This window comes from Gordonia sp. NPDC003585, assembly GCF_040610755.1.
GTDB lineage: Bacteria > Actinomycetota > Actinomycetes > Mycobacteriales > Mycobacteriaceae > Gordonia.
This window is the reverse complement of record NZ_JBEXMX010000034.1, coordinates 40,241-55,620: the sequence shown is the minus strand read 5'-3', so window position 1 is coordinate 55,620 and position 15,380 is coordinate 40,241. Positions and strand designations below refer to the sequence as shown.

Sequence of the window (15,380 nt, the reverse complement as noted above, 5' to 3'; positions counted from 1 at the left end):
GCCGTCGCAGTACATCGCGACCCAGGGCGCCGCGCTGGGTCGCGCCGGCCGGGTGCACGTGGACGACGACGGCACCGACATCTGGGTGGGTGGTGATTGCGTCCGCGTCATCGACGGAACGGTCGACATCTGACTCTGTGACATCGTTGGGTTCATGACCGAGGAGACGTTGAGCAACAAGGCGGCCAAGAAGCGGCGTCGTCGTGAGCCGCCCCCGGATCCTCAGCCGCTGCCCGGGCTCGTCGACGCACACACCCACCTTGCGGCCTGTGGTGGCCGGGATGCGGAGACGGTCCACGCGATCCTCGACCACGCCGCGGCGGTCGGGGTGGGTCAGGTGGTGACGGTGGCCGACGACATGGTCGATGCGCGCTGGGCGGTTGCGGCCGCCGAATGGGACGACCGCGCGTTCGCCGCCATCGCCCTGCACCCGATGCACGCGGGTGACCTGAACGACGAGACCGCTGCGGAACTGGAAGAGATGGCGCGGCATCCGCGAGTGGTGGCGATCGGCGAGACCGGGCTCGACTACTACTGGCCGGCGCGATCGGAGGACTGTGCCGATCCGGCGATTCAGCACGAGGCGTTCCGATGGCACATCGACCTCGCCAAACGCGTCGGCAAACCCCTGATGATCCACAATCGGGAGGCCGATCGTGACCTGCTCGACGTCCTCGCGGACGTCGGGGCGCCGGAGACCGTGATCATGCACTGCTTCTCCGGTGACCGAAATGTTGCTTCCGAATGCATAGATCGCGGGTATCTGCTGAGCTTTGCCGGAACTGTGAGCTTCGCCAATGCCGGAGAACTCCGAGCGGCGGCCGAGATCGTGCCCGACGATCAAGTACTGGTCGAGACCGACGCGCCGTTCCTGACCCCGGATCCCTATCGTGGCCAGCCCAATCAGTCCTATTGCCTGCCGTACACCGCCCGCGCGCTGGCGCAGGTCCGGGGCGTCGACGACGCCGAGATGGCGCGGGTGCTGGGCGACAACGCCAGAAGAATTTACCGACTGCCTTTGCAGTAATCAGGCCGGTTCGTTATCGTACTGTGATCCACCAGGTGCTCCGGGTATCCCACCAGGATTCCGGGGAGACATTCCGGCCACGAGGGGCTTACGGCCGTCGGGGATGTGTTGTGTCTAGCGCGTTGGTGGACGCCCGTGTAGTCGATCAGGATGTTTCACCTTGTCTGTGCTCTCGAAGATCAACGAGTCCAAGTCCACCCGTGCGCGTGTGGCGCTCGGAGCTGTGCTCGCGACCGTCGCCGCCGGTGGTGTCATGGGCATCGCCATGCACAAGAACGTCACGATCGACGTCGACGGCTCCACTCAGAACGTGTCGACGATGGCGTTGTCGGTGGAATCGCTCCTCTCCTCACAGGGCATCGACCCGGTCGACGGCGACAAGGTGACCCCGGCGCTCGACTCCGGCTTCGACGACGGCCAGACGATCACCGTGCACCGGAAGAAGACCCTCACCCTCGACATCGACGGTCGTTCCGAGGTTGTTACCACCAACGCGGTCACCATCGACCAACTGCTGGCCGAGCGCGGACTCGCGCACGCCGCAGATCTCCCGAACTTCCAGCCGCACGCCGCGATGCCGGTCAAGGGCGGCGTCGTCGATCTGGCCATGCCCAAGAAGGTGCAGCTGACCGACGGCACCGCGGTCTCGCGACCGACCGTTGCCGCCCAGACCGTCGCCGATCTGCTCGCGACCCTGGGTAATCCGCTGGTCGCCACCGACAAGGTGGTGCCCCCGGCGAACACCCCGGTCAGCGCGAACATGAAGATCAACGTGACGCGCATCCGCACCGAGACGTCGACCGTCAACGAAGCTGTCGCACCGCCAGAGGTCAAGAAGAACGATCCGACCCTCATCAAGGACCGCAAGGTCGTGGTGAAGAAGGGCAAGCCGGGTCAGGCGCGGGTGACTTACAACATCACCACCGTCAACGGCAAGGTCGTCAAGCGTGAGCGCCTGCAGTCGGTCGTACTGGCTGCGCCGGTCGCCGCGACCGTCCGCGTCGGCACCAAGCCGGGTGCACCGTTCGTGCCGTACGGCGTCTGGGACGCCCTCGCGCAGTGTGAGGCCACCGGCAACTGGGCCATCAACACCGGCAACGGCTTCTACGGCGGCGTCCAGTTCGACCAGAACACCTGGGATCGCTGGGGCGGCCAGGAGTACGCGCCGCGCGCCGACCTGGCGACACGCGAGGAGCAGATCGCCATCGCCAAGAAGACTCAGGCCGCACAGGGCTGGGGCGCCTGGCCCTCCTGCTCGTCCCGACTGGGTCTGCGCTGACCGACTCCGACGCACGCAGGGTCGGTCTCCTCGGTCCTGTAGAGATCCGACGTCTCGCCGACGAGGTGGGGGTGCGCCCCACCAAGACACTCGGGCAGAACTTCGTTCATGACGCCAATACGGTGCGACGTATCGTCGCCGTCTCGGGTGTTGGCCCCGACGACACCGTCCTCGAGGTCGGTCCCGGGCTCGGATCACTGACCCTCGCGCTGCTCGAGGTCGTCGGCCGGGTGGTGGCGGTGGAGATCGATCCTGTTCTCGCCGAGCTACTTCCGAGGACTGTCGCAGACCGCGCGCCGTCGCGCGTGGATCACTTCGAGGTGATCACCGCGGACGCGCTGCGTGTGTCGAGAAGTGATCTGCCGGTGCTGCCGACCGCGTTGGTCGCGAATCTGCCGTACAACGTCGCCGTTCCGGTGTTATTGCACCTTCTGGCCGAATTTCCGGAGATCACAACCGCTTTGGTGATGGTGCAGGCGGAAGTGGCCGATCGGCTCGCCGCCGGACCGGGCAGCCGCAAGTACGGGGTCCCCAGCGTGAAGGCGCGCTACCACGGCACGGTCAGTCGTGCCGGAGCGGTGGGCCGCAACGTCTTCTGGCCCGAGCCGAAGGTCGAATCGGGGCTGGTGCGCGTCGAACGGACGTCCACCTACCCGCAGGATGCCGAGTTGCGAGCGGATGTCTTCGCGGTCATCGACGCAGCATTTGCGCAGCGCCGCAAGACGATGCGCTCGGCACTCGCCGGCTGGGCCGGCTCACCCGCCGAGGCCGAACGCCGACTGCGCGCCGCCGACATCGATCCCGGAATCCGTGGTGAACGGCTGTCCGTCGACGATTTCGTGCGCCTGGCCCAAACGAACTAGGGCGTGTCTCCCAATCCCTCGCAGTGGGATTGGGAGGCACGCCCTAATTCGCTCGCTTTGTCCGGTTCCGGCTCGTACCCTGTTGCAACACAAGCCGATACCGAAGGGAGAGCGCGATGACAGTAGACACGCACGTGAAGACCCTACGCACAGGACGACTCGTCATGCGCCTTCCCGAAGAGCGCGACATCGAGCCGATCTTTCAGGCGTGTCAGGACCCGCTCATCCAGCGATTCACGCTGGTGCCGGTTCCGTATCGACGCTCGGACGCCGAATGGTTCGTTCGGGTGAACGCGCCGAACCCCGCCTCGGCGACCTGGTCGATCGAGGCCGCCGACGGGCATCTCGCCGGGACGATCGGGGTGTCGTTGAAGGGCGACGGGTCGGGTTCGGTCGGGTACTGGTGCGCGCCCGCCGATCGAGGCAACGGCTATCTGGGTGAAGCGCTGCATGCCGTCGTAGAGCACGCGTTCGACGACGAGGACGGGCTCGGGCTGCGGCGGGTGACGTGGCGAGCTCTGTGCGACAATGTCGTGTCGGCCCGCATGGCTGCGGCGGCCGGGTTCCGCTACACAGGGGTACGCACCGACAACCTGCGTGATGGCGACGAACGGATGCACACCGCCGAGCTCTGGGCAGCCGATGATCGGTCGCCGCAGATCTGGCCCGCGGACGTGGTCGGAATCTCGAAGTCGGGTGCCTGACGTCGCCGGGCAGCCTCGGTTAGGCTGATTTCTTGTGCCTCGCTCGTCCCTGTCGGTGGTGTCCGACTCCGTCACGGCGCGGGCTCCGTCGAAGGTCAATCTGCACCTGGGCGTGGGTCCGCGCCGGGCAGACGGCTACCACGACCTCGTCACGGTCTTCCAGGCCCTGTCGCTGCACGACGACGTGCGGGTAGCGCCGTCCACCGGCCTGCAGGTGACGGTGCGCGGCGAGGGTGCGTCGTCGGTGCCCGCCGACGACTCCAACCTGGCCGCACGAGCAGTGATCGCGCTCGCGCAGTGGGCCGGACGCGAACCCCGCGTCGACATCGACATCGACAAATCGATCCCGGTGGCCGGCGGCATGGCCGGTGGTAGCGCCGACGCGGCGGCAGCCCTCGTGGCCGCCGCCACGATGTGGAAACTCGACATCGACCGGGCGGAGCTGTCGGAGATCGCGGCGACGCTGGGCAGCGACGTGCCCTTCGCTCTCCATGGCACCACCGCGCTGGGGACCGGCCGGGGTGAGCAACTCATGTCGGTGCTGTCGCGTGGTGAGTTCCACTGGGTGCTGGCGTTGGCCCGAGAAGGGTTGTCGACGCCGCAGGTGTACGGCGAACTGGATCGGTTGCGCGACAGCCGATCTGACGGTTCCGAAGACGATGAGGATTTGCTGCGTTCGCCCGACGAATTGATGGTGGCGTTGGCTGCCGGCGACCCGGAAGCCGTCGCCCCGCTACTGCACAACGATCTGCAGCCGGCGGCCCTGAGTTTGCAGCCCACGCTGCGTCGAACGCTGCGCGCCGGGGTGGACGCGGGTGCGCTGAATGGCATCGTGTCGGGCTCCGGACCGACCTGTGCGTTCCTGTGCGCGGACGAGGATGCCGCGGTCAACGTCGCGGCGGAACTCTCCGGGGCCGGGGTCGCGCGTTCGGTGCGCACCGCGTCGGGACCGGCGGTCGGTGCGCGGGTGGTCAGTCCGGGCGTGTGATTCCCTGCCTCTCCCTGAGGCGCCCCCTCCGCTCCCTGAGGTGCGAGCGAAGCGAGCCTCGAAGGGCCTGGTGAGACGACCAATGTCCTCTCGCCAGGGGGCTTCGAGGCTCGCAGGCTCGCACCTCAGCCATCGGTGGGGGCTGCTCGCACCTAGCTGGCGGGGGTGCGGTGACGCTCGGTGGATCAACTGCCGAAGACGTTGATGGCGTTTCCGTAGGCGCGCAGCGACGCGATCGAACCGTTGTAGCGGTTCAGGTCGACGCGGGTGGGGACGCCGGGCAGGCGACCCGACGAGGTGTACTGCCAGAACCGCCAGGTGCGCCAGCCGCCGCGCGGCATCTGTGGGGCACTGCGGCCGTTGTACGACGCGATCCAGAGTGGGTGGTCGGCGAACTCGCGGGTCCCGCCCATCGCGGTGTTCCAGAAGTTCGGGTAGGTGTACAGGATCGTCTTGCGTCCGGTGAGCGGCTCGAGCGTCGCGAAGAACTCCCGCGCCCACGCGGCGAGAGCCCGCGGCCCGAGGCCGCCGCTGTGCTCGAAGTCGAGTACCGGCGGAAGGTCGAGAATGCCGTTCTGGCCGAGCACGATCGTCGCGTAGAAGATGGCTTGCGGTGCAGCGGGCCGACTGGGGTCGGCGTAGTGGTAGGTCCCGCGAATCAGTCCGGCGGCGCGCATGGCGAGACTGTCGGTGATGAAATACGGGTTCACGTACCAGGTCGACTCGGTGGCCTTCACCATCGCGATCTGTTGCCCGGCCGCGCGAACCGCGAACCAGTTGATCGACGCACCGCCCGGATGCTGATGGCTCGACACGTCGGGACCGATGGTCTGCGGAGCCGCGTCCGCGCCCGGGACCTGCGACAACCCGCCCACGACGAGGGCAGCGGTGAGTGTGACGGCGACCACGATTCGTCGGACAACCACAGGTCAACGCTAGGTGATGCGGTGGACTATTACAGTTGTTTCGTGCGACCGACACTCATCCGGCCCGTGGTGGCAGCGATCGTGGTGCTGCTCGCCGCCGCCTGGGGGGTCGCCGTCGTGCCGCCGCAGGCGTCGGCCGCGGCACCCACCCCCGGCTTTGTCTTCTCGGCACGGCCCCTCGCTGCCGACCAGTTGCCCTCGGGTGCGGCGCAGGGCACCGACCTCGTCTACGCGACTCTCGATCAGAACGGCCGCCCTGCCATGGCGAGCGGGGTCTTCTGGACGCCGCGCGGCACCCCGCCTGCCGGTGGATGGCCGGTGGTGTCGTGGGCGCACGGAACCACCGGCATCGCCGATGACTGCGCACCGAGTCGAACTCGGCACGGCGACGGTCTCGAAGCTCCCGTCCGAAAGGCGCTCGACGCCGGATACGCCGTCACCGCCACCGACTACGCCGGGATGGGATCGGCGGGGGAGACCGAGTACCTCGGTGGCCGGGCGGCCGCGCACGCGATCGTCGACATCATCCATGCCGCACGGTCGATCGATTCCTCACTGTCGACGCGGTGGGTGTCGACCGGGCATTCGCAGGGTGGGCATGCCGCGCTGTTCGCGGCCCGGTTCGCCGGCGAGTACGCGCCGGATCTGTCGCTGCGCGCGGCCGTTGCCATCGCCCCGGTGTCGTCGATCGAGAACTACTTCGGCCTCTTTGGCCCGCGCACACCGGGATTGGGCCGATTCAACGGATTCAGCGGACTGTTCCTCTACATCTTGGCCGGCCTCGACCACGCCCGCCGCGACCTCGGCATCGCCGACCACCTCACCGACAACGGCCGCCGCTACCTCGACGCCGCCCGCGAACAGTGCTACGGCGACCTGAACGAGTCGCTGCGGTCGACCTCACCGGGATCGTTGGTGGCCAAGCCTTTTGACGACAGCGCGTTCCGCGACGCCCTGCGTGACTACGCGGCGGTACCGACCGGTGGCTACTCCGTGCCGGTGCGCATCGAACACGGCTTCCTCGACCCCGTTCTGCCGTACTTCCTGAGCCGCGATCTCCGCAAGGAAATGCGCGACGACGGCACCGACGTCACGCTGAAGACCTACCTGCGAGCCGACCACACGACCGTCGTCGACGAGTCACTCGACGACACGATGCGGGCCATCAAGGACGGGTTCGCGCGGGACTGATCAGCCGATCAGCCCCGTCAGCCGATCAGTTCCGACAACTCCAGCCAGCGTTCCTCGAGTTCGGCGGTCTCCACCTCGACCGCCCGCAACGAACCGGCGAGTTCGTGCAGACCGGTGTGATCGCTCTGATCGTGCTCGGCCATCCGCTGATGCAGACGCTCGACCTCGACGCCCAACTTGTCGAGCCGCCGCTCGATGGACGACGCCTCCTTTTCTGCCGCGCGACGATCGGCGCCCGACAACGCCGGTGCACCAGCCGTATCGGGTTTCGGTGAAGCCACAACCGATTCCGACGCCGAGGCCTCGGCCCGCCGCAGTCGCAGGAACTCGTCGACGCCGCCCGGCAGATGTCGGAGTCGTCGGTGGAGGATGCCGTACTGCTGATCGGTGACGCGTTCGAGGAAGTACCGGTCGTGGGAGACGACGATCAAGGTGCCGGGCCACGAATCGAGCAGGTCCTCGAGCGCGGCCAGCATGTCGGTGTCGAGGTCGTTGGTCGGCTCGTCGAGGATGAGGACGTTGGGTGCGTCGAGCAGGATGAGCAACAGTTGCAGCCGGCGCTTCTGCCCGCCGGACAGATCGCGGACCGGGGTGGACAGCTGTGCACCGTCGAAGCCGAGTCGTTCGAGGAGCTGCGACGGTGAGAGTTCCTGCGCCTTGGAGCCCGACCCGAAGGTGTAGGTGCTGCGCAGGTCGGCCAGCACCACCCGCACCGGGTCGTCGAGGAAGGGGTCGAGGTCGTCGAGACGCTGGGTGAGTGTCGCGACCTTGACGGTCTTGCCGCGCTTGACCCGTCCGCCCGTCGGTTCCACCGTGCCGGCGATCAGACCGAGCAGCGTCGACTTGCCCGCGCCGTTGGCCCCGAGGATGCCGGTGCGTTCACCGGGTGCCAGTCGCCACTCGACGTCGTGCAGCACCTCGCGACCGTCGTAGGACACCGAGGCGTCGAGAAGGTCGACGACGTCCTTGCCGAGGCGTGCGACCGCGAGCGACTGCAGAGCGACGTTGTCGCGGATCTGCGGGACGTCGGCGATGAGTGCGTTGGCGGCGTCGACGCGGAACTTGGGTTTCGAGGTCCGGGCCGGGGCCCCGCGTCGTAGCCAGGCGAGTTCCTTGCGGGCGAGGTTCTGCCGGCGCGCCTCGATGGCGGCGGCCTGCCGGTCTCGTTCCACCCGCTGCAGGATGTAGGCCGCGTAGCCACCCTCGAAGGGTTCGACGATGCGGTCGTGCACCTCCCAGGTGGTGGTGCACACCTCGTCGAGGAACCACCGGTCGTGGGTGACCACCAGCAGCCCACCGGCGTTCGGCGGCCAGCGTTTCTTGAGATGCTCCGCGAGCCAGGTGATGGCCTCGACGTCGAGGTGGTTGGTCGGCTCGTCGAGGGCGAGGATGTCGTGATCGCCGGCGAGCAGCCGGGCCAGCGAGACGCGTCGCCGTTGCCCGCCGGACAGCGATTCGACCGGGGCGTTCCAGTCGACGTCGCCGAGCAGACCGGCGATGACGTCGCGGATTCGCGGGTCCGACGCCCATTCGTGTTCGGGTCGGTCGCCGACCACCACGTCGCCGACCGTTTGATCGCCGTCGAACACATCGGCCTGATCCAGCACACCTACTCGGACCCCGCCGCGGACCGTCACGCGGCCCGAGTCGGGCTCGCGCCGCCCGGCCAGCATCGCCAGCAGGCTGGACTTGCCGTCACCGTTGCGTCCGACGATGCCGATCCGGTCGCCCTCGTTGACGCCGAGGGACACCGAGTCGAAGACCTTGGTCGTCGGATACTCCAGGCCGAGGGCTTCTGCCCCGAGAAGATGTGCCACCCGACAACGCTAACCGAGGTGCGATTACCGCCTGATGGCGCCGTTCACCATCATCGCGATGGCCAGTGCGCCGGCCTGGTTGAGGTGGAACGGATAGGCGATGGTGTTGGACAACGCGGATTCGTACCAGGGGTTGATGAGGTTGCACGGATCGTGCCCGGCAGAGAGGCGATTGGCGTCGACGAAGGTTCCGTTCACTTTCACCGTCGCCCGCCACAGTGCACCGTTCGCGCGGTTGAACACCCGGTTCATGTAGCGGGTGTCGGGGTCGCTGAGCGGCACCATCGGCCAGCAGCCGTGGTTGCCCATGAAGCCACCGATGCCGACGACGATGATCTGTGCGCGGGGCGCCTTGCGTCGGATCGCCTTGAGCGCAGGCGTGACCCGGTTCTCCATCGTAGCGATTCGCGCGCGGACCTCGTTCTCGACGCTACGGCTGTGCCGGCAGCGTCGATCCTGGAACGGCGCGGTGGTGCATCGGGCGTAGATCCGGCCCCAGGCCATGTCGTTGCCGCCGATGCTGACGGTGATCAGCTCGGCGTCGCGCGGGACCAGATACAGCTGCGGCACCTTGTATCCGGCGTTGGTGCGCTGCCCGTAGGCATAGAGGTTGGCCGACTTCGCGCCGGCGCAGGACGTGTCGACGTAGCGGCGGGGAAGGGTCATCGCGGCGACGTAGAGCGGGTAGTTCAGCAACGACCGTTTGCAGCCGAGGAAGTAGTCGGGCGTCATGGAAAAGAACGCGCCCGACGCGCGGGAATCGCCCATCGCGACATAGGGGCCGTGGTTGTAGCGGACGGGCTGGGCGACCGGTTCGGCGTTGGGTTCGGCTTGAGCCGGCGACCACGCGGCGGACACCAAGGAAAGGACGAAAGCGGTCACCAGGACCAACGTCACGCCGCGCCCGATCCCCCGATGTGTCCCTCCTCGACGTACCACCCGAACCACTCGTCCACTCACTTTCGCCAACCAACATCTGGCACCGGCCCCGGCGCTCAGCAGATTCTAAGGCACGACCCACTTTCTCGGGTCAACTATGGCGTACGCCACATTTGCTCACCTGTCGCGGTACTCCCGCAGCAGGCCGCGGCTGATGATCTGCTTCTGGATCTCGCTCGTGCCCTCGCCGATCAGCAGGAACGGCGCCTCACGCATGAGACGTTCGATCTCGTATTCCTTCGAGTAGCCGTAGCCGCCATGGATGCGGAAGCTGGCCTGGGTGACCTCGGCGCAGTATTCGCTGGTCAGGTACTTGGCCATGCCCGCGGCGACGTCGTTGCGTTCCCCGGAGTCCTTGAGGCGTGCCGCGTTGACCATCATCAGGTGTCCGGCCTCCACCTTGGTGGCCATCTCGGCGAGCGAGAACGCCACAGCCTGGTGTTCGGCGATGGGCTTGCCGAAGGTGCTGCGCTGCTGCGCGTAGCGGACGGCGAGTTCGAAGGCCCGCTGCGCCACCCCGCACGCCCGGGCAGACACGTTCACGCGGCCGACCTCGACACCGTCCATCATGTGGGCGAAGCCGCGGCCGCTGACCCCGCCCAGAATGTCGGTTCGCTCAGCCCGGTAGTCGTCGAAGATGAGCTCGGTGGTGTCGATGCCCTTGTAACCCATCTTCTCGATCTTCCCGGGGATGGTGAGGCCCGGTTTGATCTCGCCGAAGCCCGACGGTTTCTCGATCAGGAAGGTCGTCAGATTGTGGTGTGGTTTCTCGGCACCTTCGTCGGTGCGGACCAGGGCGGCGACCAGGGTGGACGATGCGCCGTTGGTCAGCCACATCTTCTGTCCGTTGATCCGGTAGCCGTCGCCGTCGGCCTTGGCGGTCGTCTTGATGGCCGCGACGTCGGAACCGAGGTCGGGTTCGCTCATCGAGAAGGCGCCGCGCACCTCGCCGGTGGCCATGCGCGGCAAGAAGTGCTGCTTCTGTTCGTCGGTGCCGTGCTGGCGGATCATGTAGGCCACGATGAAGTGCGTGTTGATCACCCCGGACACGCTCATCCAGCCGCGCGCCAGTTCTTCCACACACAGCGCGTAGGTGAGCAGCGACTCGCCGAGGCCCCCGTACTCCTCGGGAATCATCAGGCCGAACAGACCCATCTCGCGCATGTCGGCCACGATCTTCTCGGGGTAGGCGTCGGCATGCTCGAGTTCGTTTGCGGCCGGGATGATCTCGCGGTCGACGTAGGACCGGACGGTGGCGAGGATGTCGCGCTGGAACTCGGTGAGATCGAGGGTCTGGGCGATGCGGGCCATGTGGTCAGCTCCGTTGCTTCTCGGCAGTGATGGCGCCGTGTGAGTGTCACACATCGCGGGACCCGGGGGTGGCCCGGGATGTGTGACGTGTAGAACGATTCTCGTTGCCACAACTTGCCCGAGAGGACCCACCCCATGCGTGAGATCGTCATCTGCGAACCGCTCCGCACACCGATCGGCCGGTATGGCGGGATGTTCGCGTCACTCACGGCCGTCGACCTGGGTGTCGCCGTGCTGACCGGCCTGCTGGAGCGGACGGGCCTGCTCGCCGATGCCGTCGACGACGTGATCCTCGGGCAGTGCAATCCCAACAGTGAGGCTCCGGCCATCGGACGTGTGGTGGCGCTCGACGCCGGGCTCGGGGTGAGCGTGCCCGGTATGCACGTCGATCGTCGGTGCGGTTCCGGCTTGCAGGCGGTGATCCAGGCCGGTCTGCAGGTCGCCGCCGGCGCCGACGACGTGGTGATCGCCGGTGGGACCGAGTCGATGAGCAACGCGTCGTTCTACTCGCTGGACATGCGGTGGGGCGGCGCGCGGTCGGGTGTCGAGGTGCACGACAGCCTCGCGCGCGCTCGCACGACGTCCGGTGGACGGAATCACCCGGTCGCGGGCGGGATGATCGAGACCGCGGAGAACCTGCGCCGGGAGTACGGCATCGAGCGCGTCGAGCAGGACGAGTTGTCGCTGGCATCGCACGAGCGCGCGGTCCGCGCCCAGCGCGACGGCATCTTCGCCGAGGAGATCATCCCGGTGCGGGTGGCCGGGCGTAAGGGCGAGACGATCATCGACACCGACGAGCACCCGCGCCCCGACATCTCGATGGACGCGCTGGCCAAGCTGAAACCGATTCTGGCGTCCTCGGATTCGGAGGCGACGGTCACCGCGGGCAATGCCAGCGGCCAGAACGACGCGGCGTCGATGTGCGTGGTGACGACACCCGACGTCGCACACCGTCACGGCCTGGTGCCGATGGTGCGCCTGGTGTCGTGGGCGACGGCGGGAGTACCGCCGGAGACGATGGGCATCGGTCCGGTGCCGGCGACCGCCAAGGCTCTGGGACTCGCCGGTCTCTCGCTCGACGACGTCGGCCTCATCGAGCTCAACGAGGCGTTCGCCGCGCAGGCGCTCGCGGTGACTCGTGAGTGGGGGTTCGGGACATTCGGTGCCGGAACGGGTTTCGACCGGACCAACGTCAACGGCTCCGGAATCTCGCTGGGCCACCCGGTCGGCGCCACCGGTGGGCGCATGCTGGCGACGCTAGCCCGCGAAATGCGTCGTCGCTCAGTGCGTTACGGACTCGAGACGATGTGTATCGGTGGTGGCCAGGGACTTGCCGCGGTGTTCGAACTGGTGGATTGAGCCGCCGCAGCGTGGGCCCGCATTTCCGCTCCCTGAGCTGAGCGGGAGTAGCGCTTGCCGCCACCGCTCCCTGATCCGAAGAGTTCGGTGACCGACGCTCTGACCTGGGCAAATACGCTTGCATCGTGCCGAAAAATCTAGGGGAAGAACTTCCTCCCCTAAGTTCCAAGTCGTCCCCGCGAAAATTTGTGGGGAGGACTCCAAGGGTCGGGGAAGAAGTTTCTTCCCCTATTTTCTGTGCGGTCCCAGGCCGGACGACCACCCTTGTCTGGGTGCTCGTCGGCGTGTCGCGAACCGAGAACCGCGTTCTTCCCGCCTCCACGATCGCCGACGACGTCGGCGGGTGGGTCGCTGATACCCAAATAGCCCATTTGCCCTGGTCACGACGCCACCCCCGTGGCCGCAACACTGAGGTTCAAGGCTCTCGGCCGGCGCCTGGATCACCTAGCCAGCGGTGGACGGCGGCTTCGAGGCTCTCGGCCGGCGGAGTGGGGTGGGTGCGCAAACCGGCTCAAGCAACCGGCGGCAACCCCAGCGAGCACGACGACGCGAAATCGTCGATCAGCCGGCCCGTGCGTTCAGGCTGGATGAGCGGAAACAGGTGGCTCGCACCGGGGATGACGGTGAGTGCGGTGGCGTCGGATACGGCTTCGAATCGGCGTTCGTGCGCGCGGAACGGATCGCGTCCGCCGTTGACGAGTGCGATGGGACCCGGGAATCGCCCCAGTTCGCCCAGTGCGTCGAAATGCCGTACCTCGCCGACCACGTCGGAGATCGCGGCCAGGGCCAGACCGCCGATCTCCATGTCGTCGGACACCTGACGACCGACGGTCACCCGGGTGAGCCAGCGGCTGATGGCGGCCGCCTCTTTCGGTAGGAAAGCGGTTGCCGCACCGAAGATCTGGAACGGCAGCGCGAACACGCGGCCGGGTTGGACGGTGGCGCACATCGGCATCACCCCGGCGACGAGTTCGGGATGCCGGCCGGCGACGGCCATCGCCACGTAGCCACCCATCGACATCCCGGCGATCACAGCTGGCCGGCCGAAGCCCTCGATCGCCGCGACCGCGGTGGCGACTGCGCCGTCGAGCGTGAAGGTTTCGGCCTGGCGCGCCCCGTGCCCGGGGAGGTCGGGATGCACGACGCGGCGGTTGGGGATGGCGGCGGCGATGCGGTGCAACGACTCGCCGCTCACCCGGATGCCGTGCACGAGAACGACTGGTGTGGCGTCATGAACAGAGGTCACCCCAGGCAGCGTGCAGGTTGTGGCTGGCGTGGCGGTGGCCGGGAGGAAAACGTCGGGTGACAACCCCGTTCAGCTGTCGTCTCCCAGCGCAACAGTGCGGTCGATGCCGATCGCGTCGAGGAAACCACTGTCGTGCGACACGACGAGCAGTGCACCAGTCCAGTTGTTGAGGGCGTCGGCCAACTGGGTGACGGTGTCGAGATCGAGGTTGTTGGTCGGCTCGTCGAGGACTATCAGTTTCGGGGCGAGCGAAGCGACGGGGGATTGATGCGGGGCGAGCGAAGCGACGGGGGATTGATTCGGCGGAGACTCACGAAGGAGTGCCGACGCCAGGGCGACTCGTAGCCGTTCGCCGCCGGAGAGTTCATCGACCGCGCGCTCGGCACGTGCACCTCGAAACAGGAACCGGGCCAGGTGCGCACGGACCTGCTGTGCCGGAATGTCGGGATGTGCCGCGCTGAGTTCGTCGGCGATGCTGCGGTGCGGATCGTCGAAGCCGAATCGCTGTGGCACATAGGCAAACGGGACGACGATCCGCCCGGTGTCGATCAGTTCGGTGATGAGCGTGGACTTCCCGGACCCGTTGGGGCCCACGAGCGCGACCCGCTCTGGACCGTCGATGCGCAGTCGGTCGTCGGTGATGACCTGCGCGTGGGCTGCCAGTTCCACTGTCGGCACGGTGATTCGGGTAGTGCGATCGTCGCGGATGTCCGCACGTGCGGCGTCGAGCCGGGCGGATGCCGCAGTGACGTCGTCGCGATGGGCGTTGCGCAGCTTGCCGGCCGAGACTTGCGCTGCATCCCGCCGCAGGTGCGCGATGATCTTCGGGACCCGTTTCTCCCGTTCGGCCTTGTCGGCGGTGCGGGCGCGGCGGTCGAGCTTGATCTGTGCGTCGACGAGTTCGCGCTTCTGCTTGCGCAGATCCCCGGCCGCGGTCGTCGCGGTCGCGACCGCCGCGTCCTGCTCGGCGTCGACGACCTCCCGGTAGTGCGTGTACGGACCACCGAAGAGTCGGACCGAACCACGGTACAACTCGAGCGTGGCGTCGACCCGGTCGAGGAGTTCGAGGTCGTGGCTGACCACCACCACGGTTCCGGTGAAGGCATCGAGAGCATCGAAAAGCCTTGCTCGCGAGCGACTGTCGAGGTTGTTGGTCGGTTCGTCGAGCAACAGGACGGCCGGGCGGAGCAGCAGGCGGGCAGCGATCGCCAGCAGCGTGGCCTCACCGCCGGACAGACCGCCGACTCTGCGGTCGAGGTCTGTCGGCAACCCGAGTTTCGACAGCTCGGAGATCGCGCGATCTTCGATGTCCCACTCGTCTCCGACGACGGCGAAGTCGCGTTCGTCGACGGAGCCCGCCTCGATCCGACGGATCGCGTCGGCCACCGATGCCACGCCGAGGGCGGCGGCGATCGTCGTCGTGGGCTCGTCGAAGCTGTGCTGCGGAACAAGAGCCACGGCGCCGTGTGTGGTGACCGACCCGGAACTCGGCCGCAGTCGGCCGGCGATCAGTGCGAGCAGCGTCGACTTGCCCGCGCCGTTGGCGCCCACGAGCGAGTGCACACCCGTGCCGACGGTGAACGACAGGCCGTCGAACACCGGTGTGCCGTCCGGCCACGCGAAGGTGACGTCCGAGAAGGTGATGGGGGCCGACGATGGTGCGCCGAAATGAGATGCGGTCATGAAAACTCCCGAGATGGTGGCGGATCACGCGATGGGCGGTGTCCGCG

General features: G+C 67.4%; 13 protein-coding genes and 1 pseudogene. 8 read left to right on the top strand and 6 right to left on the bottom strand.

Annotation, left to right across the window (positions count from 1 at the left end; translation table 11 throughout):
• The 6 genes and pseudogenes from ABZW74_RS11620 to ABZW74_RS11595 form a co-directional block, all read left to right on the top strand.
• Window positions 1-133, top strand: a pseudogene (locus ABZW74_RS11620) (phenazine biosynthesis protein PhzF); the annotation flags it as partial.
• 21 nt (window positions 134-154) lie between these two features.
• The gene (locus ABZW74_RS11615; RefSeq protein WP_355276316.1) at window positions 155-1,027 is read left to right on the top strand and encodes a TatD family hydrolase; all 873 of its coding nucleotides are present in this window, start codon (window positions 155-157) and stop codon (window positions 1,025-1,027) included.
• A gap of 160 nt (window positions 1,028-1,187) precedes the next feature.
• Window positions 1,188-2,306 (top strand): resuscitation-promoting factor, encoded by a 1,119-nt coding sequence (locus tag ABZW74_RS11610; protein ID WP_240856469.1) that lies wholly within the window; start codon window positions 1,188-1,190, stop codon window positions 2,304-2,306.
• Window positions 2,270-3,169: a 16S rRNA (adenine(1518)-N(6)/adenine(1519)-N(6))-dimethyltransferase RsmA gene (gene rsmA, locus ABZW74_RS11605; RefSeq protein ID WP_355276324.1), complete on the top strand. Its 900-nt coding sequence runs from the start codon at window positions 2,270-2,272 to the stop codon at window positions 3,167-3,169. The genes ABZW74_RS11610 and rsmA overlap by 37 nt, the downstream gene beginning before the upstream one ends.
• 116 nt (window positions 3,170-3,285) lie before the next feature.
• The gene (locus ABZW74_RS11600; RefSeq protein WP_355276314.1) at window positions 3,286-3,873 is read left to right on the top strand and encodes a GNAT family N-acetyltransferase; all 588 of its coding nucleotides are present in this window, start codon (window positions 3,286-3,288) and stop codon (window positions 3,871-3,873) included.
• Window positions 3,874-3,907: 34 nt separating this feature from the next.
• Window positions 3,908-4,861: a 4-(cytidine 5'-diphospho)-2-C-methyl-D-erythritol kinase gene (locus tag ABZW74_RS11595; RefSeq protein WP_240856471.1), complete on the top strand. Its 954-nt coding sequence runs from the start codon at window positions 3,908-3,910 to the stop codon at window positions 4,859-4,861.
• Window positions 4,862-5,046: 185 nt separating this feature from the next.
• Here ABZW74_RS11595 and ABZW74_RS11590 read toward each other — a convergent pair whose 3' ends face one another.
• Window positions 5,047-5,787, bottom strand: a complete 741-nt coding sequence (locus ABZW74_RS11590; protein WP_240856472.1) for a glycoside hydrolase family 25 protein — start codon at window positions 5,785-5,787, stop codon at window positions 5,047-5,049.
• Between the two features lie 66 nt (window positions 5,788-5,853).
• Between ABZW74_RS11590 and ABZW74_RS11585 the strand changes: the two genes are divergently transcribed.
• The gene (locus ABZW74_RS11585; protein WP_355276322.1) at window positions 5,854-6,978 is read left to right on the top strand and encodes a lipase family protein; all 1,125 of its coding nucleotides are present in this window, start codon (window positions 5,854-5,856) and stop codon (window positions 6,976-6,978) included.
• A 17-nt stretch (window positions 6,979-6,995) separates the two neighbouring features.
• On the opposite strand, the gene ABZW74_RS11580 is transcribed toward ABZW74_RS11585, so the two are convergent.
• The 3 genes from ABZW74_RS11580 to ABZW74_RS11570 all read right to left on the bottom strand — a co-directional run bounded on the left by ABZW74_RS11580 (window position 6,996) and on the right by ABZW74_RS11570 (window position 11,045).
• Complete coding sequence (locus tag ABZW74_RS11580; RefSeq protein WP_355276311.1) at window positions 6,996-8,795, bottom strand: ABC-F family ATP-binding cassette domain-containing protein; 1,800 nt, start codon at window positions 8,793-8,795, stop codon at window positions 6,996-6,998.
• 24 nt (window positions 8,796-8,819) lie between these two features.
• Window positions 8,820-9,686, bottom strand: a complete 867-nt coding sequence (locus ABZW74_RS11575; protein WP_355276320.1) for an SGNH/GDSL hydrolase family protein — start codon at window positions 9,684-9,686, stop codon at window positions 8,820-8,822.
• A 165-nt stretch (window positions 9,687-9,851) separates the two neighbouring features.
• Window positions 9,852-11,045, bottom strand: coding sequence for an acyl-CoA dehydrogenase family protein (locus ABZW74_RS11570; RefSeq protein WP_355276309.1), 1,194 nt, complete (start codon window positions 11,043-11,045; stop codon window positions 9,852-9,854).
• 135 nt (window positions 11,046-11,180) lie between these two features.
• On the opposite strand from ABZW74_RS11570, the gene ABZW74_RS11565 reads away from it, so the two are divergent.
• The gene (locus tag ABZW74_RS11565; RefSeq protein WP_355276307.1) at window positions 11,181-12,404 is read left to right on the top strand and encodes an acetyl-CoA C-acetyltransferase; all 1,224 of its coding nucleotides are present in this window, start codon (window positions 11,181-11,183) and stop codon (window positions 12,402-12,404) included.
• 511 nt (window positions 12,405-12,915) lie between these two features.
• Here the strand turns inward: ABZW74_RS11565 and ABZW74_RS11560 are convergent.
• Together ABZW74_RS11560 and ABZW74_RS11555 are read right to left on the bottom strand one after the other, a co-directional pair.
• Complete coding sequence (locus ABZW74_RS11560; RefSeq protein ID WP_355276305.1) at window positions 12,916-13,650, bottom strand: alpha/beta hydrolase; 735 nt, start codon at window positions 13,648-13,650, stop codon at window positions 12,916-12,918.
• 69 nt (window positions 13,651-13,719) lie between these two features.
• Window positions 13,720-15,333, bottom strand: coding sequence for an ATP-binding cassette domain-containing protein (locus ABZW74_RS11555; RefSeq protein WP_355276303.1), 1,614 nt, complete (start codon window positions 15,331-15,333; stop codon window positions 13,720-13,722).
• Window positions 15,334-15,380: the final 47 nt, after the last annotated feature.